We start from the raw sequence: 23,755 nt of genomic DNA on the forward strand, positions 1-23,755 counted from the left end.
ATAATTTGGTTAACTGTAAAGTGAAAACTGGTAACTGAAAACTTACGCTCTCACTTTATTAATGATTTCAAAGGTTTTGATGGTTAATGATTGTAAGGTTTCGTAATCGCGTTTTTCGATGATTGATTTGCTCACTAATTTACTGCCCATGCCCACGGCACACACGCCTGCTTTAAACCAGTTGGAGATGTTATTTTCTTCAATTTCTACTCCGCCTGTTGGTACAAATAGCTGGCCTTGGAAAAGTTCTCTGATGGACGAAAGGAAATCAGGGCCTAACACATTTGCGGGAAATAATTTGATGATCCCTGCTTGGTTTTGTTGTGCCAAATTGATCTCTGTTGGGGTCATACACCCTGGTATCCAAAGCAAACCTGCTTCGTGCGTAACTTTTGCCACTTCAGGGTTTACAATTGGACAAACGATAAAATCGGCACCTGCACTGATAAAATCTTGTGCCTGTGCTGCTGTCTTGATAGTACCAATGCCCAAAAACAAATCCTGCATCTCGGTTTTTAAAGCTTCCTTAATGAATTTGAAATTGCTTAAAGCGGCTTCTCCTCTGTTGGTATATTCAAAAACACGTACGCCACCTTTATAGAGAGCCCTAATAATCTCTAAACTGATTTGGGCATCTTCATAATAAAATAAGGGTAATAATCCTTGTTGTTGAATGGCTTGTATAGCGGTTTCTTTATTCTTAGTCATGTTGGGCAATGGTTTGGTGAACGTCTTGAACGGTTGCAGTGGTACAATCGCTAGGAATGTACAGTTTGTTGTAAGCGGCGGCGGTGGCAAATTCTAAAATCTGCTGTGGCTCATGTTGGTTGTAAAAACCATAAATTAAGCCACCCATGTAGCAGTCGCCACTACCCACACGGTCTAAAATTTGTTCCGAAAGATATTCTTTAGATACATACAATTGGCCGCTGGTAAACAACGTAGTGTAATACCTGATGCCTGCTTTATAATCAAACCTAAAAGTGTTGGCTACGTGCTTGCATTTTGGAAACTTAGCGATGATCTCCTTAGAAGTGATTTCCGCCTGTTTAAGATAGTTTTCTTTGGTATCAATGGCTACAATGTCAACTGGCAAAATAATGCCTAACATTCTTTCTGCCGCCCAAATGTTCCCCATAATTAAATCAGCATATTTTGCCAATTCTGGCACAATGTCAATAGGCTCTTTACCGTATTTCCAAAGTTTAGCTCGGTAATTTAAGTCGATAGAAATGGTGATTCCTCGTTCATCAGCCGCTTTAACTGCTTCTAAGCAAATATCTGCCGCATCTTGATTTAAGGCTGGACAAATGGTGCTAAAATGGAACCAAGACACGTCCTTAAAAATCTCGTCCCAGTTTAAAGTATTGGGTTGAATACTAGCGAAAGAGGAATGTGCCCTATCGTAAATGACACCTGCGTTTTTGAGGTCTTTCCCTTTTGGCAAGTAATACAGTCCTAAGCGTTCGCCACTCAATTGCATTCTCGACGAATCGATGTTGCACTTGTTCACGTAGTGGAGGATTTGCTCGGACATGAAATTATCTGGCAATGCCGAAAAATACGCCGATGGGACTTCCCAAAGCGCCAATGCGGTGGCCACGTTCAATTCTGCGCCACCAACATAAAAAGGTAGTTCATTATCCGCAAGCCATTGTCCATCCACATCAGGACAAATGCGCAGCAGTAATTCCCCAAAACTTAAAACTTTCATTTAGCTAGTAATTTGTTTTTAACGGTGTAAAATATCATGATCGCGGTGAGTTCTCGAACGAATTTGATCATGATTTCTTCAATTAAAAGCTAAAATAGGCTTTTGCATTGTGATAACAAATATTTTCCACTAATTGGCTAACCAATTTTATATCATTCGGAATTTCACCGTTTTCCATATCAGTACCGAACAGATCGCATAAGATACGACGGAAATATTCGTGACGTGGAAAAGATAGGAAACTTCGTGAATCGGTTAACATGCCCACAAATTGGCTCAACAGGCCCATATTTGATAAGGTATTGATTTGCTTGATCATGCCATCTTTCTGATCTAAAAACCACCAACCAGAGCCCCATTGCACTTTACCTGCTACGGTACCATCTTGATAATTACCAATCATGGTCGCCATTAGCTCGTTATCTGCTGGGTTTAAGTTATACAAAATGGTTTTGGCCAATTGGTTATTTGCATCTAACTTATTTAAAAATCTAGCCAATTGTCTACCTTGTGAAAAATCACCAATAGAATCGAAACCAGTATCAGGCCCTAAACTAGCCAATAAACGATCGTTGTTATTGCGGATAGCGCCGAGGTGATATTGTTGCACCCAACCTCTCTCATGATCCCAAATGGCAAAAGTAAATAGCATTGCCGATTTGAACTTTAAGTTTTCTTCTGCCGTGATGCTTTCGCCATTTCTTATTTTAAGGAAGATTTGGGCAACTTCTTCTTCGGTATAGTCTTCGGCATAAATTTGCTCTAAGCCATGGTCAGACACTGAAGCACCATTTTCGACAAAGAAATCATGACGAGATTTTAATGCCGCCAAATACTCCTGATAGTTCGCAATCGGCTTCTCAACAATGCTTGCTAATTTATCAATGTACTGGTTCAATGCCACCGTATCATCAGCATTCATAGCCTTATCAGGTCTGAAAGCTGGCAAAACCACTAAATCAACACCACTGGATTTAATTTGTTGGTGAAACTCCAAGTTATCCAAAGGATCATCAGTAGTACACAGGGTTTTCACGTTCATCTTTTTCAATAAACCTAAAACGCTATACTCCTTGGTTTGCAGCTTTGCATTACATTCGTCCCAAATTTTCTTGGCCGTTGCTGGCGAAAGCAAATCATAGACATCAAAATAACGCTGAAGCTCCAAATGTGTCCAATGGTATAATGGATTTCTTAAAGTATAAGGAACGGTTTCTGCCCACTTTTCGAATTTTTCCCAATCGGAAGCGCCTCCAGTGATGTAGTATTCATCGATGCCGAAAGTACGCATGGCTCGCCATTTATAGTGGTCGCCATATAACCAAACTTGGGTAATATTCTCGAACTGTTTATCTTCTGCTATTTGTTCAGGAATTAAGTGATTGTGGTAATCAATAATGGGCATTTGCTTTGCATATTGATGATACAAAGTTTTTGCGGTTTCCGTCTGCAATAAAAAATTCTCGTCTAAAAACTGTTTCACTTATACTTTTTTTATTTGTTTATTAGTTCATTAGTCATTGATTCATTAGTTTTGAGCTCGTAACTCAAAACTCATCACCTACTTATACTCCTCCAAAAACAGAGAAGCCGCCGTCTACACAAATCATGGCGCCTGTTACAAATTGAGAAGCGTCGCTTAGCAACCAAACCAATGCACCTTTTAATTCATCAGGGTTACCAAAACGTTTGAAAGGTGTTTGATTGATTACCGCACCACCTCTTGGGGTGTAGCCACCATCAGGCGTCGTTAATAAATTGCGGTTTTGTTCTGTTAAAAAGAAGCCTGGTGCCAAAGCATTCATTCTGATTTTATCGCCATAACGGTTAGCCAATTCAACGGCGAACCATTGGGTGTAGCAATCTACAGCAGCTTTGCCCATATTGTAGCCTAATACTTTGGTAATGGCTCTTTTTGAGTTCATCGAAGAAATATTCACGATACTTCCTTTTCCTGTTTCGGCAATGGCTTTACCAAAAACTTGCGTAGGAATTAAGGTTCCCCAGAGGTTTAAGTCTAGCACGGTTTTCATGCCGTCCATTTTCATTTCAAAAATGTTTTCGTCTGGTTGTAATACGCCATCAGGCATGTTACCCCCTGCAGCGTTTACCAAACCGTCAATTTTACCATAAGCAGCCAGCACTTTCTCGCGAGCAGCAATCAGCTGTTCTTCGTTCATGGCATCAGCGATTAAAGCGATGGCTTTACCACCATTTTTATTGATTTCGTCTGCACGTTCGTTGGCTACTTTTTCGTTTCTGCCTAAAATACCTACAGTGCCTCCTGCTTCAACAATGGCGTTGATGAAAGAAAGGCCTAATATTCCTGTACCGCCTGTTACAACGATTACTTTATCTTTTAATGAAAATGATTGTTCCATTTTATGTTTTTATTTATCAAGACTTACGAAGTTTTGAAAACTTCGTAAGTCTCTGCTATATTTCGTCTTAAGATTGCTTCGTTCCTCGCAATGACGAAATAGGTTAATATCTATCTCAATTCTCCTACTGCAAATGTGTCCATATCAGCATAGTCCAAATTCTCACCTGCCATGCCCCAAATGAAGCTGTAGTTTTTGGTACCTGCTCCAGAGTGAATGCTCCATGAAGGTGATAAAACTGCTTCGTGATTAGCCATTACAATGTGACGAGTTTGTTGAGGCTGTCCCATGAAATGGATCACCCTTTGATCTGGTTCTACATCAAAATAGAAGTAAACTTCCATTCTTCTGTCGTGGGTATGCGGCGGAATAGTGTTCCAAATAGAGCCCGTTGATAAGGAAGTTAAGCCCATCACCAATTGACAGCTTTGAATCCCATCTTTATGAATATAACGTGAAATTGTACGTTGATTAGCCGTCTCTACTGCACCTAAATCTGCAGAAAAAACATCCGCATGGCTAGCAAAAGTAGTTGGATAGCTGGTGTGCGCAGGTGCTGAAAGCGCATAAAAAACAGCAGGATTGCTGCTATCTTTACTGCTAAATTTCACTTCCTTAACACCTTTACCTAAATATAGGCAATCTTTTTTAGCTAAATCATAGCTTGTTCCATCGGCAACAATTGTTCCTTGGCCACCTACGTTAATTACGCCTAATTCTCTTCTTTCTAAAAAGTACTCCGCACGTAAAATATCATAGTTACCTAAATCTACCACACTGTTTACTGGTGTAATTAATCCAGTAATCATCCTGTCGTAGTGTGAGTAGACAAAATTCGCTTTGTCTGTCGCTTTCAAGTCGTCCAACAAAAATCTTTCTCTGATTTTTTCGGTGTCGTAACTCTTGAAATCTTCTGAGTGTACTGCTTGTATTTGTTTCATTGTTCTATATTTTGTTCCATCATTAGAGGTTTTGGTTTGGTCCTCATGTTTAATGACAGATGGTTTTGGCTATAAAGATACCCCTCTTTTCCAAGGGATGAAATCATCTTGGTTAAGTAATACTGCTTTGGGAATTACTTCGCCGCTGGCAGCTTTAATGCAATACTCCAAAATGTCTTCGCCCATTTCTTCAATGGTTCTCTCTCCTTCTATCACTGGTCCCGTATTGATGTCAATAATATCGCCCATACGTTGGGTTAAGGCATTATTGGTAGCTACTTTAATTACTGGACAAACGGGATTTCCTGTTGGTGTTCCCAATCCCGTTGTAAATAAAATCAGGGTAGCACCACTTGCGGCCTTTCCTGTAGTCGCTTCTACATCATTACCTGGTGTACAAACTAAGTTTAGACCTGGTTTGGTAGAAGGTTCTGTATAATCAAGTACATCCACAATAGGTGATGTTCCACCTTTTTTGGCTGCACCATTACTTTTAATGGCATCGGTAATTAAACCGTCTTTAATGTTTCCTGGCGATGGATTCATGTGAAAACCAGAACCTGCATTTTCAGCTGCTTCGCTGTAAGCCCCCATCAGTTTCATGAACTTTCTGGCCGAAGCTTCTTCCATGGTCCTGTCAATCATGTTCTGTTCAGCACCGCATAATTCTGGAAACTCGGCCAACAATACGGTTCCGCCCAAAGCTACCAGCAAATCGGCACAGTAGCCTACGGCTGGATTAGCAGAAATACCGCTGAAACCATCGCTACCACCACATTTCACACCTAAATTCATTTTGCTTAAAGGAGCTGGCTTTCTTTCTATTTTATTGGCTTCCACTAAACCTTCAAAAGTTTTTTTGATGGCTAGTGCAATCATGTTTTCTTCGCTTTGCGATTGCTGTTGCTCGAAAATGAAAAGTGGCTTATCAAAATTCGGATTGCGTTCTTTTAAATCGGCAGCAAAATCACTGAGTTGCAAGTTTTGACATCCCAAGCTCAACACGGTTACACCTGCCACATTGGGATGGTCAGCGTAAGCAGCCAAAAGCTTACTCAATACTGCTGCATCTTGTCTGATTCCGCCACAGCCACCTTGGTGGTTTAAAAATTTAATGCCGTCAATGTTTTTGAAAAGTCTGTTGTGTGTTGCTTCTCCAAAGGTAAGCGGCGCTTCTAATGATGAAATAGCCGTACCATTTTGATAGGCTTCTACTAAATGACGGGTGTAGTTTTTATATTTTGCGGTTACCGCATAACCCAATTCATTGTGCAAAGCTTCTTTAATGACATCCAAGTTTCTGTTTTCGCAAAAAACAGTTGGAATAAACAACCAGTAGTTAGCAGTGCCCACTTTACCATCTGAACGGTGGTAACCATTAAATGTTCTGCCTTCAAATTTTGAAACATCTGGTGCCTGCCACTCGTAGTGATATGGTCTGAACTCATAAGGTGCAGCAGCGTGTTTAAGGTTATCGGTGGTCATTCTGGTGCCCAGTTTTACCGGAAATTGAATTTTGCCTACCAAAGTACCATACATATACACTTCATCGCCAGTTTGCATATCCTGTGTATAGAATTTATGCTTGGCATCCACGTCATCTACCAATTGGTAATTGGCACCTCTATAACCAACAATCTGGCCAGCCTTTAAATTGGTAAGGGCTACCAAAACGTTGTCTTTTGGATGTACTTTTAATACTTGTTGTTTCATTTATATTGCTTTAAGCTGCGCCGACATTTGCTTGGTCAACACGGCTTCTATCCCCTCGTCTAATATCGCCTGGTATTGTGCTTTCACAGTTGGCACAAAATCTGATAATTGGCTCAAGTTTGCTCCCCAAAAAGTTTGATCTGTTAAAACCTCCTCTACAAAGGTTTCTTGATTTTGGTTGTATTTTTCAAATAAATAAGGTGCAGAGTCATCGTTTAACCGATAACTCGCACCATTATCCAAACCAAAATATAGATTGTTCTCCTTTCTCTGCGCACGAGAAAAGGCCAAGTAAGCGGCAAAGCCTAGGGCAATATGCGTTGGAACTTGGTTAAATATTTTATAGTAATTCAGTAACAATGGCAGTATTCTGATTTTCATCTTCATACTGTACTGAAATGCAATGCTGGTCCACAAATGTTCAATGGATGGATTTGCAAAACGGTCTTTAACACTATTGGCAAAGGCATCCGTTTGCTTTTTGTCCACTTTATAAGGAATTGCAGGCGCTATCTCATTGGCCATTAAGGTTTCGATATAGCTCGTCATCAACTCTTGGCTCATGGCATTTTTAACCGTATCAATTCCTAATAAAAAGGCAATGCCTGAGCTTAGGGTGTGCGTACCATTGAGTAAACGTACCTTTAGCTCCCTGTATATTTCAATGTCTTCGGCAATGATTACTCCTTGGTCTACCGTAGCGAAAGAAAGCACCTCTGTAACGTGTTTACCACCTTCAATTGCCCACAAACGGTAAGGTTCGGTCATGGAGAGTAACGTATCTTCATAGCCTAGTTCTTCTTGCAATACTTGATAGGTTTCTGCATCTGGTTTTCCGGGCACAATTCTATCTACCAAAGAATTACAGAAGTGATTAGCTTGCACCAACCAAGCCATAAAGCTGGCTTCCAGCTGATTATAACGCGCTAACTTAAGCACAATTTCACCTAATTTTTTCCCATTATCTGGAATAAGCTCGGTAGCTACCATCACCAATCCTTTATCTGGCTGACCATTAAAAGCTTGATAACGCTCGTAAAGTACCGCTAATAATTTTGCTGGGAATGAGCTCGGAGGATTCAACTGAATATTTTCCTCCACGTATTGTATCCCTACTTCGGTAGTATTAGAAATAACGATTTGTAAATCTTCGGACTTGGCAATCTCTAAAATCAACTGCCAATCTTTTTCAGCCGCAATAACTCTGCTTATGGCTGATGAAATGATGTTTTCTGAAACAGGATTTCCGTTTTCAATGCCACGTACGCAAAGGGTATACAAAGCATCTTGATGATCAAATTCAGTGGTATTTGCACCTGTTGATTTAACTACCGCAATGCGACCATTGAAAATGCCCTCACGGTTCGCTTTATCAATAAAGTAATCTGGCAAGCCTCGCAACAACACCCCAGTCCCAAACTGCAAAACCTTCTCTGGTAAATCAAAGATTTGCGGGCTTGGCACTACCACATTTTCAGTGGCTATCAATTTCAGATTATCTTTTGATAAAATCATCTCTCTATATACTGCTATTCAAATTGTTTAGGCCAATAAAGAGACATAAAGTACCTTTACTAGCATTTGGTCGAAACAATTCTACATAATTTATGCTAGTAAAATCCCGATTTTAACGCAAATATTTGCGCAATCGTTCCCGAGAACGTAGGGCGTTTGAGTTCTTAGATTTTATGTTAGTATATCCGTTATTTTTTATCTGCCATAGGCAACTAAGATTAATTGATGCGAATACTTTTCATGTCCTCACGCCCAAAAAACACTGGAAAATACATCATTTCTGCTTTGGCTGGATTTAAAGTGTATTGCCCATTGTAACGAGGCATTAAGGATATTTCGAAAGTATATTTCCCTTGTTTTAGTTTGGTACAGAAGATGGACGTTTTTTCCTTGAAGTATTCTCGATGCGTTTCTAATCCCCAATATCCCTTCGTTTTGTTTTCATAAGAGCATCCTGCTGGAATTGGCACTTCTATCATCACATAATCTGCATCTGCTTTTACATCCACTTCAATTTTTAACGTGGCAACTTCTCCCGCTTTTAATATTTGATTAACTTTTCCTTTCTGGGAAATGGAAGTACGCACCACAAACTCTTTATCTACTTTTGTTGGATTGATGTTTTGGAACTGCTGATAGGCGGCGAAGTAGATAGGCATCTCCCCTTTCTTTTGAAGTGATAGCTGATCGTTCTTGTCTAGTTCCTGTTGATAAGGGAATTGCTTTACCACGTTGCCGTTCAACACCAGTTCTGTTGGTTTTTGATCTGTTTTTCTTTTCAATAACTCTGGTACAATCATTTCCAATATCAATGAAGACTCGTAGGTGTTCCGCCATTTCCCATCTCTTCTTTGCTCCAAGAAATAGTTAACGATTTTTTGCTGCTCCTGCTGATTGCCACCGGAAGCTTTCAATATCTTATAAGCCAGCAATGTATTCTGGATGTGATTATCCCAAAAGCCCGCCTTGTTTTCTCCCCAATAGCTGTTGCCAAACATGGTGTTCTTTTTGATTTTCAATAAGCTATCGATGTTTACCTTCATTCCCGCTATTTGTTTCAAATACATTAAGCTCAATTTGTCGTACAAGGTTGGGACGAAGTATAAGGTTTTACTTTTCTCGATGGCTTTTAACCAATCTTTGGTGACTTCTTTATTGTTTAACAGCTGTATCAACTCCACTACTTTTAATTTACTGTAGTCTTGCTGATCGACTAATTGCCTGCGCAGATAGTTGTAGATTTTATCTTTATTCAGTTTCACCTGATAGCCATCTTTTTCGGATAACAGTAATGCCTCTATTACATGTAAACTGATCCATATCTCTTCGTCACCATCTTGCCACCAACCCCAAGTTCCTTGATTTTTTTGGGTAGCATTTAACTTTCTAATGAGATTTTTGATTTCTTTCTCATACTTAAAGTCTTGTTTTAAATAGCTTTTTAATTGTTTCTGAAGAAGAAGCGCTTTAAGTTTAGAAGCCATTTGTTCATTGCACAAATACTCGTAACGGTATAAGTGCTCCATTTCATCTAAAAGTACAGGAAATACTGATGCTTCTGCCCTCACCATCACCTTGCCCAAGCGTTTATCAAAATTGTAATGAATGGTGGTATCGCTGTGCAGCGCATTGAAATAACCTTTGGTTTCCTTTATGCCTTTTTCAAATACAGGGATTTTTCTGATCTCACCATCAAAATAGCCATTGTCTTGCGTAAGTGTGTACTCGAAGTGCAAGCTATCTTTTTCGGCTATTGCCTTTACTGGAATAGTATCGATCAGAGAGTTTTTAATGGTCACTGTACTATTCAATAGTGATTGTTGGTTATAGCTCATTTTCCTGACCACTTTTTCGGCTATCGGCGAATAGTTCATCAGCTTGCCTATAATGTTAATGCTATCGCCTTTAATAGCAAATTGAGGAGCAGTTAAATTGGCGCTCAGTGATTTAAAAGACTTTATTTTGGCGGTAGTAGTTCCCGACTGTTTCTTCCCGTTCATAGCAATTACCTTAGCATTCCAACTGGTAATATCATCTGGGAATTTCACGACGAAGGTGGCATTGCCATCATTATCGGTATTCAATTTAGGTTTCCAAAAACCAACATCAGAAAAATTAGTGCGCATGGTTTGTTGCTGTGTCACCAATTCTCCAGCTTCGTTCATGGCACTATTGCCTTTTTTGGTTTTAATGATGAGTACACCATTAGCGGCTCGAGCACCGTAAATAGCTACTGCACTGGCATCTTTAAGGACGGTAATATCCGCCAAGTCATCTTTATTTAAACTTGCCATATCGCCCGAAAATGGCACCCCATCAATAATTACCAAAGGTTGTTCATTTGCATTGATAGATGCAGCACCTCTAATCATAATTTTATCGCTTCCACCTAAAGACACCCCTGCTACTTTTCCAGCCAAAGCACTCTCAAAGCTTATACTGGAGACCGAACCTGTCATTTCCTTTCTCATCATGGTTCCATATCCTGTTATCACAACTTCTTGAAGAGAACTAGTGCTTTCTTCTAAGTAAACATCCCCTAAATTCCCTGATTTGATCTCTTTTTCTACCGTATTAAAACCGATAGACATAAAGCTTATTTTTCCTTTTTCAGGCGCATCTATTTTAAAATACCCATTGGCATTGGTAAACACCCCCTCTTTTACACCCACTATTTTTATCATAACGCCTGGCAAGGGTGACTTATCGCTTTTTGCCAAGACTCTTCCCGTAACGAGGTTCTTGAAAAGCGTATAATCTATATATTCATCATTAACGACTTCTAACACTTTAGAATCGATCTTATTGTTACTGCGTTTGAGCGACTTGATATATTTATCAAGCTCTACACTTTTTTGATCCGCTTTTTTAGCCTTGAGTAAAGACCATTCGTAATAATTAACGCCATTAGGTTTAACTTTTACGTTTTCAACCAAGTAATAAGAATTGTCTTTCAATAGGAACATGATTTTATAAGTACCCTCTTCCAAGCGTATTTCCCACTGTGAATTTCCTTGGTAAATGTGCATGAAACTTGGTCTTTCTGGTTGATAAATCACGATATTTTTCAAGTAAGGGGATTTGATTAAACTATCAGCTAACTTAAAACGTAATCTTCCTATATGTTCATCTCTTGGCTGCTCATTTTGAAAAAGTGCCGTGGTGTAACTTCTTAAGTCCAAATAATCGTTCCAAATGCTGTCAATTTCTATCTTGTTGATCACGTGTTGCAAATAGCTGTCGTTACCCAATTTAGGTGTTGAGGAAAGGGTTCGATCAAAGGCAAAAGGGCCTTGGAATGATTTCTGTTTGATCAAACCAGGGAAAAAGGTATAGGTGTAACCCGATTCGCGAATGAATTGATGTGAAAAATCTTCCGTTTTGTACATTAACAGGTTATCTTTAAAAGGACCTACTAAAAACTCGGCGCCAACATTTTTTTGTGGGGCATTTAAAAGTACGGTAGTGCTATCGTAGCCCATCAACAACTTTTCATAAGGCTTATTAAAGTTCGTGATCCTCATCATGTACCTATCCAACCGTTGTGCCTCCTGATCACTAAGCACATTCTTTTCGTCAGAAACCATGGTATTTGCATTATTTGACTGCGAGGAAACGCTGAAGATGGTCTTTTTACCCGCTATCATCTCCACCTCTTTTAAAACAACTTTTTTGTTGACCGTTCTAAGTCCAATTTTATGCTTACCAGGAGTAATTTCAAATGCGTAGGAAGTTAGTTGATCTGCCTTATCAAAAAAGACAGGGATATCATCAACATACACCACATTTACGGGTTCAATCTGCCCATCGTTAATGACAAAGGGAGCAAATTGAGTAATGTTGTTTTTAGCATTTTCGGTAGTGATGTATAAATCGTTGTGGTTAGTAAACCTGTAGTACTCTACCGTATCCAATCGGAGCGATTTTGCCCATTTAGCCCACAATAGTTTAAAATTACCAGAAGCTGTTAGTTCATCTGCTTCTACTATATCTTTTAGTTTACGACTATAATAGCTTTTCGAAAACCTTGGTAGGTTGGGCTGTCTGACTTCGCCAAATTTAGTCGTGTGTGCATAAGCGGTAACGTCTACATCAGCAACGGGTTTCGAATCAACATCAGTCACCTTCACCAACATATTTACCTTTTGACCAGGATACACCATATCTGGTGCAATGAATTTTACATTTAGCTCATTTGGATTATAAAAGGTGCTGGCTTGATGGGTCCTTTCTTCATTATCCCAAAAATAACTGATGCTAATGTGTACTGCTTTTGCGTTGCTATGTTTTATCAGGGTATCTAATTTTGTAGCATATCCCTTAAATTTCACGGCATTCCCCGAAAACACGATATACCAAAAAGGAATCTTATGCTCATTATTGATTTGAATCCTTACAGAATCTTTGGTGTGTTGGGCAGCAATGGAAAGCTGTGGTTTATTGTCAGCGAGATAATAATCTTGCTGTTTACCTGCATAACGTAGCTCATAATACTCCGCCCTATAATCAGCTTTTATTTTGGGAGTATTGATGGTTAACGAATCTAAAAGTTCATCATTAAATGAAAATGACTTGAGTAGAAAAGCTTTGTTAAACGCTATGCCTTCACCATTATAAAAAGCCAAGCTATCTTTCTCCAACTTCACTGTAATTAAATCAGCTTCCACATCTTCTCTAGTCAAACTCACATTGGCATTCCTACTCTCATTATTGGAATTTAAAAACTGGGCATTCACCCTAAAATTGATTTCAGCATTAGGAAATACGTGCGCAGGAATCACCAATTTTGTTTCTCCAACAGGCTCCAATTTGATCTCCTTTGTCCAAAGCGTATCAGGTACAAAAACAACTTGAGTGGTGTATTTTCTAACATCAGAAGTCACTACGGATAGCTTCACTCTCCCATCAGGAACTGCTAATTCATTTTCATCGGTGGCTTTCATAAAAAGCATAACAGAATCGTTTTTAGCAAAAGTAGACTTGCTTGCCCTCAAGTTAAAGTCAATGCTTTTCAGTTCATACTCTTCGTAGTTAAAACCATCACTTAGTACTACCCCCTCATTCGCTTCCTTGCCTTTCTCCACCAACCAAACTTGATATCTTTTGTCTAAGGTCATATTGAGCGAATCGGCCAGTACAAAACTGTATTCATAAGCGCCGTTACGATAAGGTTTAAGTGTGGTTAAGGTCTTTTTACTTTGATAATCTTTAAACAAAACCACGTCTAAATCTTGAGGCTTAATTTCCTTACCGCTTTTGTCCACCACATAGGCTTTAAACTGAACGGTATCCAGAGGTTTGTATTTAGGCTTGCTAAAAACCATATAGCCTTTATATTGCTTCTGTTTTTTATTTGAATATTTTATTTTCCTATACAGGTTTTTAAAGGGCATCCAAGTATAGCGAACTGGGGAACTGTAAAGGATGCGTTTGGCTAAGCTCCAGTCTTCTTTGTAGTTATATCGTTCGTCAATTTCAAAAGAGAAAAAACTGCTTACATCTTGATACTTCACCTTGATCACGTCCTCCTTTTTTTGATAGCTGCTCGTATACAACCCCGTTGCCTCATCGTAAGTTGCCTTTTTACCTTTTCCTATTTGCACCTCGGCATCTTTAATCAAATTTCCTTTCAAATCTTTCACGTAGAACTGAAAATGCTTTTGATCATTCACAAAAGCGATTTCTACATTTTTACGATCCTTTAGTACATATTCCCACTTATTTTTAACAGGAGTTGCGTACAGATAATTTCCATAATGAAGTTTGCGTGGATATTTAGCAGCAATTTTAAAACTGTCTATTTTGGTATGAAGATAACTGTCATTAATGGCGTATTTACCTTCCAGCGCAATATCCAACATCTCCTTGTCGGTAAGCCGATAGATGTAAGTATAACCTCCAGAAGTTTTGCTGTTGGATAATTTCTGCTGTGCAACTACATTAAGACAAGCCAATAAGGCCAAAGTGAAAAGCGTAAAATGTATCTTCATAAAAATGGTTTATTTAAAGATACATTCTATACTGATATTCCATAAAGTGATGGTGTTTTATATTATCAAATACCTGTAGCCGATTAATGCACAATTTCTATATTTGGGCTATCACCTTTAACATTTAACGAAACATGGACAACGAAATAAAAATACCTGTACTTACTGCCGAACAAATTAGAGTTTTAGGTGCCTTAATGGAAAAGGCCAAAACCACTCCAGATTATTACCCGATGACGATGAACGGTTTGGTTTCGGCATGTAACCAAAAAACATCGAGAAAGCCCGTAGTTAATTATGATGAAGAAGTGATTGGTGCAGCTTTAAACTCCTTAAAGATTGCTGGCCTAACTTCTACAGCTACTGGAGGATCTATCCGCAACATCAAATACAAGCACAATTTTGCCATTGTTTATCCCTTACTGCCTTCTGAAGTGGCTGTAATGTGCCTATTGTTTTTACGTGGACCACAAACACCTGGAGAAATCAATACCAACTCTGGTCGTTTATATGAGTTTGAAACCTTAGAAGAAGTTCAACAAACTTTGGAAAAACTTGCTAATGAAGGTTATGTTAAACAATTGCCGAAACGCCCTGGACAAAAAGAGCAACGTTATATGCATCTTTTTACTGGCGATGTTGAATTTAACGAAGAAGATTATACCACAGATGAAACTCCAACTAAATCAAATTCGCAACTTGAAGAAAGGGTAGCGAAGTTAGAAACTGAATTGGCAGAGCTTAAGGAAAACTTTGAGAAGCTGATGAAGGAACTTTATTAGGGGTTAGTGGTTAGCAACTAGTTATTGGTACTTAGATAGAGGGAAAAATCTCTTATGATGACACACACTTTAGGGAAGATACCTAACCTCGAAAAAGGAATCAGCTCTTGTCGTTCGGAGTGTAAGTTGTACTATTTTAATCAATAGTGAATAATTTCATTAACAGATCCAAAGATCTCTCCACTAGGGTCGAGATGACGGTATAGGAATAGGATCACTAATTCCTAATTAACTGATGAACCAATGAACCAAACAAACTAATTTCAAAGAGTCGGCACTGTGCATAGCCCTTATCTACTAACAACTAGGTCACTAATCCCTAGCCACTAATTTAAACAAACCTCTTAATCACCCTTAATTTATGGCTGTACCTATCTAATTCCAAATTATAAATCCCTTGGTTATCAATAGGGTCAATTCTAACCTTACCAGCCGAATGGATAATTTTATCATTGCTTAACATCATCCCTACGTGGATAATTTTTCCTTCCTCGTTATCAAAAAAGGCTAAATCCCCCATTTTGGCCGAAGCTAAAAAGTCGACCAGTTCCCCTTCTTCCACTTGTTGCGAAGCATCTCTGCGTAAACTAAGGCCCAACAATTTATAAACAATTTGTACAAATCCAGAGCAGTCGATACCGAAAAAGCTACGTCCGCCCCAAAGGTAAGGCGAGTTTAAAAAAAACTTGGCAGTGGCTTCTACCTTAGTGGCAAAGTTGGCAACATTTGGAATAAAAGGCTCTGTTTTTACCTCAAACCTACTTTCACCCAAATAACAATAACCATCTTCATAAAAAGGTAAAGTACTTCCTGGACTTAGGTAATAAACCGTGCCAGCATCATCTACCAAACGATTATCGAAATTTACTGCCGTAACATATCGATAGCTCTGCTCGTCGTGATATTGCAAATCAGTAACCCATTGCAACTGCTTATGGTCCATCCAACCCTCATATTGGTCATGATGGGTTCTCACTAGACACCATTTTTCGGTTTTTTCCAAAAGCAGTACCCTATCGCCAAATAATAACTGTGAAACAATCTCGCTTCGGTCTGATGGTTCTTTTCTAAGTGGAGCTACTGCTATGCGACAAACGTGGTACATTTCCATATTACAAAACTGAATTGCGATAAAAATAATGGAAATATGTGACATATATCAATCATTTTTGTGCCCAAATGTGAGAAACTTTATGCTTTACTTTTTGTTACTTAGTAGAAACAAAAAACTTAAAGCCATGAACTACAAAAGAATTTTAATTGCGGTAGACAATAGCACTTGTGCTGAAAAAGCCGCGAAAAGTGGTTATGAAATGGCGGCTCTTTACGATGCCGAAGTAGCACTCTTGAACATTGTAGAACCAGCTCCGCCAATTGCCAACCCCGATTTTGGCTTTACCCCTGCCATTATCGACCTTTACGACAATAGCATTGAAAATAGTCATGTTTTATTGAAAGAAATTGAAGACAAATTCAGTAATGGGCGAGCAACTACCTATCTCTCTGCACTCGATACGGCTACAAACGGCATCTTACAACAATCAGAAGAATGGCATGCCGATTTAATTGTGATTGGTACTCATGGACGTACGGGACTAAACCATTTTTTAATGGGCAGTGTAGCCGAGCATGTGGCCAGAAAATCTGCTTGCCCAGTATTAATTGTGCCCAACAAAGCAGAAGTTTAAATCAAATCAGTCCTTTTTTTGAAGCGCAAATTTCTGCAAGTTACCACCAACAGTCCCGCCATCCATTACAAGTCCGCACTCGCTATGCTCACTTGCGGGCTTTCCTTTACTGTCGGGGCTACCTAACAAAAAGCTATGCAATAACCGCCCTATTCTCGTCATTTCAATCATGATGGTGCTGATACTTCGATAGAAAAATCTAACAATATTCCATATTTGAGACTTACGAAGTTTCTAAAACTTCGTAAGTCTGGACAGAGACGTTAAACCTCGTAGATTTTTAAAAACCTGCGAGTTTTTTTTCTTTGGCTCACTACAAAATGAAAAATCTGCCTGTCCAGTACTCACGGCACCAAACAAGGCAGAAGTTTAGTTAGTGTTAGTTAAGGTTCTAAATATCTTCGTATTGCAACACGTAGTTTTTGTAAAGACTACTTAATGCAAAAGTTCTCTCTAAAATAATAAGGATAATGGTTGGCAGAAAAATCAACTCCACCCAATCTAATTGGTAAAACACAAAGCCAAACAGCAATATTAATCTTACACATTCCAAGTAGTAAATCCATTTGCGTTGTTCTAACAGGGCCCCACAATTAATAAGTGTAATGAGCACAAATATGAGGATAGCTAAGGCATCAAAAACATTAATGTAAGCCCAAAAAGCCGTAGTTAAAGTTAATATCACCACACTTAGGCCTAATTGTAGGTTGATATATCCTTTTAGCTTAAATTTAGCGGTAGCAGCCGATTTATGCTGTAAAAACCTATGTTCCAATTGGGGCCTAATCTCTTGATCCAGCAATGCGGGACTCCCAAAAACAATTTTCACCTTGTTCCAAGTACCATCAGTTTTACGACAAGCCTCTATCACCTCTAAGTAATAGTGAAAATGCTGCCATAAAAAGCTATTACTCTTAATAGGATGCGTTAATCCGTAGGTTGGCGGTTCCTCTTCCTTTTGAAAGGTACCGAACATTTTATCCCAAAACACAAATACATCACCGTAGTTTTTATCCAAATACTTATCATCGCTAGCGTGATGTACCCCATGCAATGATGGTGTAATCAATACATTTTCTAGCCAGCCCAGTTTGCCAATCAGCTGTGTGTGGGTGAAAAATGAATAAGCGCCATGTATCGTTAAAATAACCACCACCATCAGCGGATGAAAGCCCAACAGTGGCAAGGCACACCAAAATACCCCTCTTATCAAAGCTTGAAGCGTAGTAATACGAGCCGATACCGTTAAGTTAAATTCCTCACTTTGATGATGTACAATATGAGCCGCCCATAAAAAATTCACTTCGTGTCCTAGCCTATGATACCAATACCAAACAAAATCAGTGGCTAAAATTAGTAAAACCCACACCCACCAAGTGTTTGGGATATTAAATAAGGCATAATTTTGATAAACGTAGCTGAACAGTTCGTAAAAGCTTGCCGCAATAAACAAGTTCAACAATCGCTCTGCAATACCAATGCTAATATTTGCTACTGAGCTTTCATACTTAAAAAAATGTGCCTTGTTCTTTCTTACGGCCAACATATATTCCAAATACACAAAAAGGAAAAATGCAGGAATAGCAAAAGCCAGGTAATTGATTTTTTCCATCTTAAGAAGCAAGGAATTGACTTACATATTCATTAAACAATTCAGGTTGCTCCATCATTGGCGCATGTCCGCACTCATCAATAAAGCGCAGGGTAGCATTGGGCAAATGTTCGTAAAACTCTTCAGCCACGGCTGGAGGTGTCACCACATCCTGCAATCCCCAAATTAACAACACGGGTATTTGAATAAAATGGAGCAGTTCTTTCAAGTTTTGCTTTTGCGCATCTCTGGCCAGCATAATTACAGAAAGCGCTTTAGTTTTTTGCTGTACAATGTCAAATACATAGTTTACCATTTCCTCATCTACCACTTCCTTCCTATCAAATACATCTTCTACTTTTTGCTTGATGTACTGATAATCTTTCACCCTTGGAAAAGAACCTCCAAAGGAATTCTCATACAAACCAGAACTACCAGTAAGCACTAAACTCGTCACCTTTTGCGGATACTTTAGCGCATACAGCAACGCTATGTGGCCACCTAAGGAATTGCCAATCAGAATAGGATTACTGATTTGCTGGGTGTTGAGAAAATCTTCTAAAAAGTCAGCTAATTTATTTAGTCCTCCTCCCAAAAAATGATTAAAAAGAGGAAGCTCTGGCGTCCAAACATTGTAATTCGCAGATAGTTCTTTATGCAACAACCGCCAATTGCTGAGATTTCCAAACAGACCATGCAAAAGCACCACATCTTTCGCAACTGTTGTTGGATAAGGCATTGGATGAGCAGCTAAAGCTTGATTGATTTGTAATTGCATATGTTAAAGCTTGGGTTAAAAACCATCAATGCTTCAAAATTAGCAATACTTTTCAAAAAAACTACTATTTCTATAGATTAAATATTTATTAATTCAATATGAACATATCAAAGTGAAGATTATCGACTATGATCGGTAAGAATCATGCCCTAATGTGTCTATGTGTTCACATTTTTCTTTAATTAAATGAAGTACATAGACACATAGAAAAAAGCAATGGGCTACATTACCGAAACAGTTGGGATAAACTGCACCTTGCAATAACGTATAAAGGTTAAACTTTTCCTACAGCAGCTTGGGTAGGTTGATTATTTACGGTACGCCAAATATTTAAAGGATTTTCATTTTTCAATTCGTCAGGTAAAAACTCGTTATCCCAATTTTGGAAACTTACTGGTCTGGCAAAACGTTTAATCCCATCTGCTCCTACGGCGGTAAACCTGCTGTCGGTACAAGCAGGGAATGGTCCTCCATGTTGCATAGCCAAAGCCACTTCTACCCCTGTAGGTACACTATTCATGATAAATCTGCCACATTTCTCTTGCAGCACATTCACTAAACCTGAGTTGTTGTTAATATCGTTAACGGTAGCCATTAAAGTAGTGGTCAATTGGCCTTCCAAATGCTGGGCTATCTTTAACATCTCGGCCTCGTCGCTACATTCTACCAATAAAGAATAAGGGCCAAACACCTCTTGACGCAGCTGTACATTGGTTAAAAAATATTTTCCTGGCACTTTAGCAATGGTAACCATCCCATCTTCTTCTCCCAATTTGTTGTCACTTTGATAAAGCACATCTACATGTCTTTGTGTAATGGCGGTTTGCATGTTGTTGATGTAATTTCTAGCAATTCCCTTATGCAGCATTTTGCTAGGCGTCACTTCATGTAATTTAACCAAAAGCTGTTTGACGTATTGGTCTAACGCCCCACCTTTCACAGCAATCATCAATCCTGGATTGGTACAAAACTGCCCCATATCCTGAGTAATAGAAGCAGCCATTTTATCGGCAAGCCATTGATGGTCTTGCTGCAATTTATCAGGCAATAAAAACACTGGATTAACACTACCCATTTCCGCAAAAACTGGAATGGGCGCTTTGCGTTGTGCAGCCAAATCAAACAAGGCACGCCCACCGCTGTAAGAGCCCGTAAAACCAACGGCTTTCACCGCCTCATGCTTCACCAAATATTCTCCCACTTTAAAATCTGCCCCGTAAATGTGCGTAAAAATCCCTTCGGGCATGTTGCATTGTTCGGCAGCTTTTGAAATCGCTCTGGCCACGAGTGTTGAAGTTTCTACATGAGCTGGATGCGCTTTCACAATCACTGGGCAACCTGCTGCAAATGCACAAGCGGTATCTCCACCAGCCGTTGAATAGGCAAACGGGAAATTGCTGGCACCAAAAACCACTACTGGCCCTAGCGGAACCAGCATTTTTCGCAAATCTGGCTTTGATGGAGTTTTGTCCGCATCACCCAGATCAATTCTGGCCTCTAACCAATTCCCTTGCTCAGCCGCATCTGCATAGCTATTCAATTGAAAAATGGTTCGCTTACGTTCAGCAATTAATCGCTTTTCTGATAAATGCGTCTCTTTTTGAGCAGCGGTAATCAGTTCTTCTCCCAAGGCTTCTATTTCTGCAGCAATGCTACGCATGAAATGAGCTCTTTCCTTTAAAGAGAGATTTTTATATTGATAAAATGCTGCTTCTGATTTGGCTAATAGGGTATCTATTTCAGTGGTCGAATGGTCGGTATACATGCTGATATGGTTAATTGACTAAAGTTAGGGATAGCTATCCAAATATGTGTAGTTTTTTCTTCATTTACCTTTATTTGACATTTGTGGCATTACTTTTTGAACCGAGCTTTCCTTTAATTGCGAAATAATCCATTACTTTGACAACTAAATATTATTTGCAAAAATGACACATCCAGAAAAACTAGCCGCTATCCGTGAGTTGATGAAAAAAGATGGTGTTGCAGCCTATATCATCCCTTCTGCCGACCCACACATTAGCGAATATCTACCAGATTTTTATAAAAGTATTCCTTTCGTTACTGGCTTTACAGGTTCTGTAAGTACCGTAGTAATTACAGAAGATTTTGCTGGCTTATGGGCCGACTCTAGATATTTTGTTCAAGCCGAAGAACAATTAAAAAACAGCGGTTTTGAACTGGTGAAACTGAAAGCACAAGGGGTAGCCGAATATATTGATTGGTTAGGCGAAAAACTGCCTACAGGAAGCAAAATTGCCTTCGATGAGAAAACTGTTTCTGTACTTCTTGGTCTGCAACTTGAAAAACAACTGGCTTTTAATGACGTTAGCTTTCAACACCAAGATTATGTAGGACAAATTTGGAAAGATAGGCCTTCCCTACCTGATGAACCTGCTTTTTTATTGGCTGATGAAGTAGTTGGACAATCGGTACCAAGCAAATTGGAAGCGATTAGGTCATCGCTTAAGAAACAGCGTGTAAACTACCATTTGGTTTCTTCATTAGATGATATGGCTTGGATTTTCAATCTACGTGGACAAGATGTGGGTTTTAACCCTGTGGTATTAAGCTTTGCATTAATTGCTGAGGATAAAGTAAAGATCTATCTTGATCAACATAAACTGACTGCTAGTGATTTAGCTACGCTATCTGCCCAAAATGTTGAAGTAGTTGGTTATGATACTTTAGCTTCCGACTTACAGCAAATCCCTTCAGACAGTTCTATCCTGATTGACCCTAAGCGCAACTGCCTTTTCATGTATAAACAGGTTCCTGCTGGGGTACAAAAAATTTTAGAAACAAATCCTTCTACTTACTTAAAGGCTATTAAAAATGAAGTAGAGATTGCCAACACCCGTAAAACCATGATTAAGGACGGTGCAGCCATGACCAAGTTCTTTAAATGGGTAAAAGAAAACGTGGACAAAGTGGAAATCACCGAAATATCTGCGGCAGAAAAACTGAGAGGTTTTAGGGCAGAGCAAGATGGTTTTGTTGGTGAAAGTTTCAATACCATTGCTGGTTACAAAGCACACGGTGCCTTGCCGCATTATGCCGCTACACCAGAAAGTGATGTTCAGGTAAAAGCGGATGGCTTATTCTTAGTCGATTCTGGTGGTCAGTATCAATATGGCACCACCGATATTACTCGTGTGCTACCAATGGGCAACAATACCGATGAGGAAAGCACTGATTATACTTTGGTCCTAAAAGCGATGATTGAAGGTTGCAAAACCCGTTTTCCTAAAGGTACTTGTGGTTATCAGATCGATGCTATTACCCGTCGCCCGATGTGGGATTACGCCTTAAATTATGGACATGGCACAGGCCATGGTGTGGGTTATTATTTGAATGTACACGAAGGTCCGCATATCTTCAATGCATCAGCCACACCAATTGCCATTGAGTTAGGTACCATTACTTCTATTGAGCCAGGCATTTACCGTATTGGTAAGCACGGTATCCGCATTGAAAACTTAGTTTTAACGGTTAAAGATACAGCTAATGAGTTCAACGAGTTTTATGCTTTTGAAAGCTTAACCCTTGCTCCTATTGATACAACTTTAGTGAAGAAAGAGTTATTAGAGGCCTCGCATATCAACTGGCTGAACAATTACCATCAAGAGGTTTACGAAAAGGTAAGTCCTTTGTTGAATGAGGAGGAAAAAGCATTTTTAAAGGAAATGACGAAGGCGATATAGTTAATATCATTGCGCTATGGGAGATTCCTCCTAACGTCGGAATGACAAAGTAAAAAAAAGGTCGAGAAACTTCTCGACCTTTTTTGTTATTTATCCCTAGGCAATTGTTCGGGTCTGTGCATTTTATACTGCGTTGCCGTAATTGATTTCAAGAATACGACCACTGTTTGTATTTCACTTTGGTGAGCTTCAGTTTTTTAATAAAAGGATCGGTAACTAGATTTATCTGGTTCTGCTACCATTCTTTTAAAGATTATAGCAAATATTCAAAATTTAGTATTTTTTTTATTAATTTAGACTAATTTAAATTAAATACATGAAAAAAAAACTATTTCTTTTAATGGCGCTCATATTAGTAGCCATTAGCTCTTGTAAACATGAAAAATTAAGTATTGTTAAAGCCAAAGACAACATCTCAATTGTTAAAGTCGATGGAGAATTGTTTATTCGTCAAGAAACTAATGGTAAAATCGAAATGCATAAAAAAATCGATTATGAAAATTACTCTTTAACACCTTATCAAATTAGTAAAAACTTATTTGGGCTACAAATGGATCTAACGAAAAATACAAGAAAAAACAAGGCAAGTGTTTTAGCCGATGTATTTTATGACTTCTATCAAGATAGATATTTATGTGATAAAACTGCGGAAAATAGTTGCGGAGAAGGCCCGTTTGGCTTAAAAGTTTATGAAGGTGAATATTGCAATTTGATTGTTCACTTTGGGGGAGCAGATTATGACTTGAGAAATTTTGGTGGGTATAGCTTGAAAGTAGCTACACCTGAAGAAATAGCATATTTGGACTGTTGGGCAGAGACAGATCCAAATAATTCAGTTGTAAAACGGAAATAATCTATTGAGAATTGTTTCATTAACAAAATAGCCGTTTTAAAATTAAAACGGCTATTTTGTTAATGAAACGCTTTATAAATTTACACTTTCATTAGCTACGCTATA

General features: G+C 38.8%; 17 protein-coding genes. 4 read left to right on the forward strand and 13 right to left on the reverse strand.

Annotation, left to right across the window (positions count from 1 at the left end):
- Positions 1–42 precede the first annotated feature (42 nt).
- The 8 genes from DUT70_RS05350 to DUT70_RS05385 form a co-directional block, all read right to left on the reverse strand.
- Positions 43–708, reverse strand: a complete 666-nt coding sequence (locus DUT70_RS05350; protein WP_113646226.1) for a beta/alpha barrel domain-containing protein — start codon at positions 706–708, stop codon at positions 43–45.
- The gene (locus tag DUT70_RS05355; protein WP_113646227.1) at positions 701–1,714 is read right to left on the reverse strand and encodes a sugar kinase; all 1,014 of its coding nucleotides are present in this window, start codon (positions 1,712–1,714) and stop codon (positions 701–703) included. Before DUT70_RS05355 ends, DUT70_RS05350 begins: the two co-directional genes overlap by 8 nt.
- 82 nt (positions 1,715–1,796) lie before the next feature.
- A complete protein-coding gene (gene uxaC / locus DUT70_RS05360) occupies positions 1,797–3,197 on the reverse strand; it encodes a glucuronate isomerase (protein ID WP_113646228.1) in 1,401 nt (466 codons plus the stop codon).
- Positions 3,198–3,279: 82 nt separating this feature from the next.
- A complete protein-coding gene (locus DUT70_RS05365; protein ID WP_113646229.1) occupies positions 3,280–4,095 on the reverse strand; it encodes an SDR family oxidoreductase in 816 nt (271 codons plus the stop codon).
- 110 nt (positions 4,096–4,205) lie between these two features.
- Complete coding sequence (kduI, locus tag DUT70_RS05370; protein WP_113646230.1) at positions 4,206–5,036, reverse strand: 5-dehydro-4-deoxy-D-glucuronate isomerase; 831 nt, start codon at positions 5,034–5,036, stop codon at positions 4,206–4,208.
- 69 nt (positions 5,037–5,105) lie between these two features.
- Positions 5,106–6,749, reverse strand: a complete 1,644-nt coding sequence (locus DUT70_RS05375; RefSeq protein ID WP_113646231.1) for a UxaA family hydrolase — start codon at positions 6,747–6,749, stop codon at positions 5,106–5,108.
- Complete coding sequence (locus tag DUT70_RS05380) at positions 6,750–8,264, reverse strand: tagaturonate reductase (RefSeq protein ID WP_113646232.1); 1,515 nt, start codon at positions 8,262–8,264, stop codon at positions 6,750–6,752. It abuts the gene before it with no gap.
- Between the two features lie 218 nt (positions 8,265–8,482).
- Entirely contained in the window at positions 8,483–14,254 is a 5,772-nt protein-coding gene (locus DUT70_RS05385) for an alpha-2-macroglobulin family protein (RefSeq protein WP_113646233.1), read from the reverse strand.
- Between the two features lie 134 nt (positions 14,255–14,388).
- On the opposite strand from DUT70_RS05385, the gene DUT70_RS05390 reads away from it, so the two are divergent.
- A complete protein-coding gene (locus DUT70_RS05390) occupies positions 14,389–15,036 on the forward strand; it encodes a YceH family protein (protein ID WP_113646234.1) in 648 nt (215 codons plus the stop codon).
- Positions 15,037–15,367: 331 nt separating this feature from the next.
- Here DUT70_RS05390 and DUT70_RS05395 read toward each other — a convergent pair whose 3' ends face one another.
- Positions 15,368–16,192 (reverse strand): C40 family peptidase, encoded by an 825-nt coding sequence (locus tag DUT70_RS05395; RefSeq protein ID WP_240432029.1) that lies wholly within the window; start codon positions 16,190–16,192, stop codon positions 15,368–15,370.
- A gap of 82 nt (positions 16,193–16,274) precedes the next feature.
- Here DUT70_RS05395 and DUT70_RS05400 point away from each other — a divergent pair, with 82 nt between their 5' ends.
- Positions 16,275–16,724, forward strand: a complete 450-nt coding sequence (locus DUT70_RS05400; protein WP_113646584.1) for a universal stress protein — start codon at positions 16,275–16,277, stop codon at positions 16,722–16,724.
- A 6-nt stretch (positions 16,725–16,730) separates the two neighbouring features.
- On the opposite strand, the gene DUT70_RS21310 is transcribed toward DUT70_RS05400, so the two are convergent.
- The 4 genes from DUT70_RS21310 to DUT70_RS05415 all read right to left on the reverse strand — a co-directional run bounded on the left by DUT70_RS21310 (position 16,731) and on the right by DUT70_RS05415 (position 20,858).
- Positions 16,731–16,895, reverse strand: a complete 165-nt coding sequence (locus DUT70_RS21310) for a hypothetical protein (protein ID WP_205529732.1) — start codon at positions 16,893–16,895, stop codon at positions 16,731–16,733.
- A 220-nt stretch (positions 16,896–17,115) separates the two neighbouring features.
- A complete protein-coding gene (locus DUT70_RS05405; RefSeq protein ID WP_113646236.1) occupies positions 17,116–18,336 on the reverse strand; it encodes a sterol desaturase family protein in 1,221 nt (406 codons plus the stop codon).
- A 1-nt stretch (position 18,337) separates the two neighbouring features.
- Positions 18,338–19,093 carry an alpha/beta fold hydrolase gene (locus DUT70_RS05410; RefSeq protein ID WP_205529733.1) on the reverse strand — a complete coding sequence of 252 codons (756 nt, stop codon included), beginning with the start codon at positions 19,091–19,093 and terminating at the stop codon, positions 18,338–18,340.
- A gap of 274 nt (positions 19,094–19,367) precedes the next feature.
- Entirely contained in the window at positions 19,368–20,858 is a 1,491-nt protein-coding gene (locus DUT70_RS05415; RefSeq protein ID WP_113646237.1) for an aldehyde dehydrogenase (NADP(+)), read from the reverse strand.
- Positions 20,859–21,021: 163 nt separating this feature from the next.
- On the opposite strand from DUT70_RS05415, the gene DUT70_RS05420 reads away from it, so the two are divergent.
- Together DUT70_RS05420 and DUT70_RS05425 are read left to right on the forward strand one after the other, a co-directional pair.
- Entirely contained in the window at positions 21,022–22,797 is a 1,776-nt protein-coding gene (locus DUT70_RS05420) for an aminopeptidase P family protein (protein WP_113646238.1), read from the forward strand.
- Positions 22,798–23,113: 316 nt separating this feature from the next.
- The gene (locus tag DUT70_RS05425; protein WP_113646239.1) at positions 23,114–23,650 is read left to right on the forward strand and encodes a hypothetical protein; all 537 of its coding nucleotides are present in this window, start codon (positions 23,114–23,116) and stop codon (positions 23,648–23,650) included.
- Positions 23,651–23,755: the final 105 nt, after the last annotated feature.

It is taken from the genome of Pedobacter chitinilyticus (genome assembly GCF_003313385.1).
GTDB classification, from domain to species: domain Bacteria; phylum Bacteroidota; class Bacteroidia; order Sphingobacteriales; family Sphingobacteriaceae; genus Pedobacter; species Pedobacter chitinilyticus.

Excerpts from the sequence above, each read along its gene's own strand:
- DUT70_RS05395 (WP_240432029.1), bottom strand. The coding sequence starts at position 16,192 with ATGTCACATATTTCCATTATTTTTATCGCAATTCAGTTTTGTAATATG.
- DUT70_RS05415 (WP_113646237.1), bottom strand. The coding sequence starts at position 20,858 with ATGTATACCGACCATTCGACCACTGAAATAGATACCCTATTAGCCAAA.
- DUT70_RS05355 (WP_113646227.1), bottom strand. The coding sequence starts at position 1,714 with ATGAAAGTTTTAAGTTTTGGGGAATTACTGCTGCGCATTTGTCCTGAT.
- DUT70_RS05385 (WP_113646233.1), bottom strand. The coding sequence starts at position 14,254 with ATGAAGATACATTTTACGCTTTTCACTTTGGCCTTATTGGCTTGTCTT.
- kduI (WP_113646230.1), bottom strand. The coding sequence starts at position 5,036 with ATGAAACAAATACAAGCAGTACACTCAGAAGATTTCAAGAGTTACGAC.
- DUT70_RS05365 (WP_113646229.1), bottom strand. The coding sequence starts at position 4,095 with ATGGAACAATCATTTTCATTAAAAGATAAAGTAATCGTTGTAACAGGC.
- DUT70_RS05410 (WP_205529733.1), bottom strand. The coding sequence starts at position 19,093 with ATGCAATTACAAATCAATCAAGCTTTAGCTGCTCATCCAATGCCTTAT.
- DUT70_RS05390 (WP_113646234.1), top strand. The coding sequence starts at position 14,389 with ATGGACAACGAAATAAAAATACCTGTACTTACTGCCGAACAAATTAGA.
- DUT70_RS05375 (WP_113646231.1), bottom strand. The coding sequence starts at position 6,749 with ATGAAACAACAAGTATTAAAAGTACATCCAAAAGACAACGTTTTGGTA.
- DUT70_RS05425 (WP_113646239.1), top strand. The coding sequence starts at position 23,114 with ATGAAAAAAAAACTATTTCTTTTAATGGCGCTCATATTAGTAGCCATT.
- DUT70_RS21310 (WP_205529732.1), bottom strand. The coding sequence starts at position 16,895 with ATGATTGAAATGACGAGAATAGGGCGGTTATTGCATAGCTTTTTGTTA.
- DUT70_RS05380 (WP_113646232.1), bottom strand. The coding sequence starts at position 8,264 with ATGATTTTATCAAAAGATAATCTGAAATTGATAGCCACTGAAAATGTG.
- DUT70_RS05350 (WP_113646226.1), bottom strand. The coding sequence starts at position 708 with ATGACTAAGAATAAAGAAACCGCTATACAAGCCATTCAACAACAAGGA.
- DUT70_RS05420 (WP_113646238.1), top strand. The coding sequence starts at position 21,022 with ATGACACATCCAGAAAAACTAGCCGCTATCCGTGAGTTGATGAAAAAA.
- DUT70_RS05405 (WP_113646236.1), bottom strand. The coding sequence starts at position 18,336 with ATGGAAAAAATCAATTACCTGGCTTTTGCTATTCCTGCATTTTTCCTT.
- DUT70_RS05400 (WP_113646584.1), top strand. The coding sequence starts at position 16,275 with ATGAACTACAAAAGAATTTTAATTGCGGTAGACAATAGCACTTGTGCT.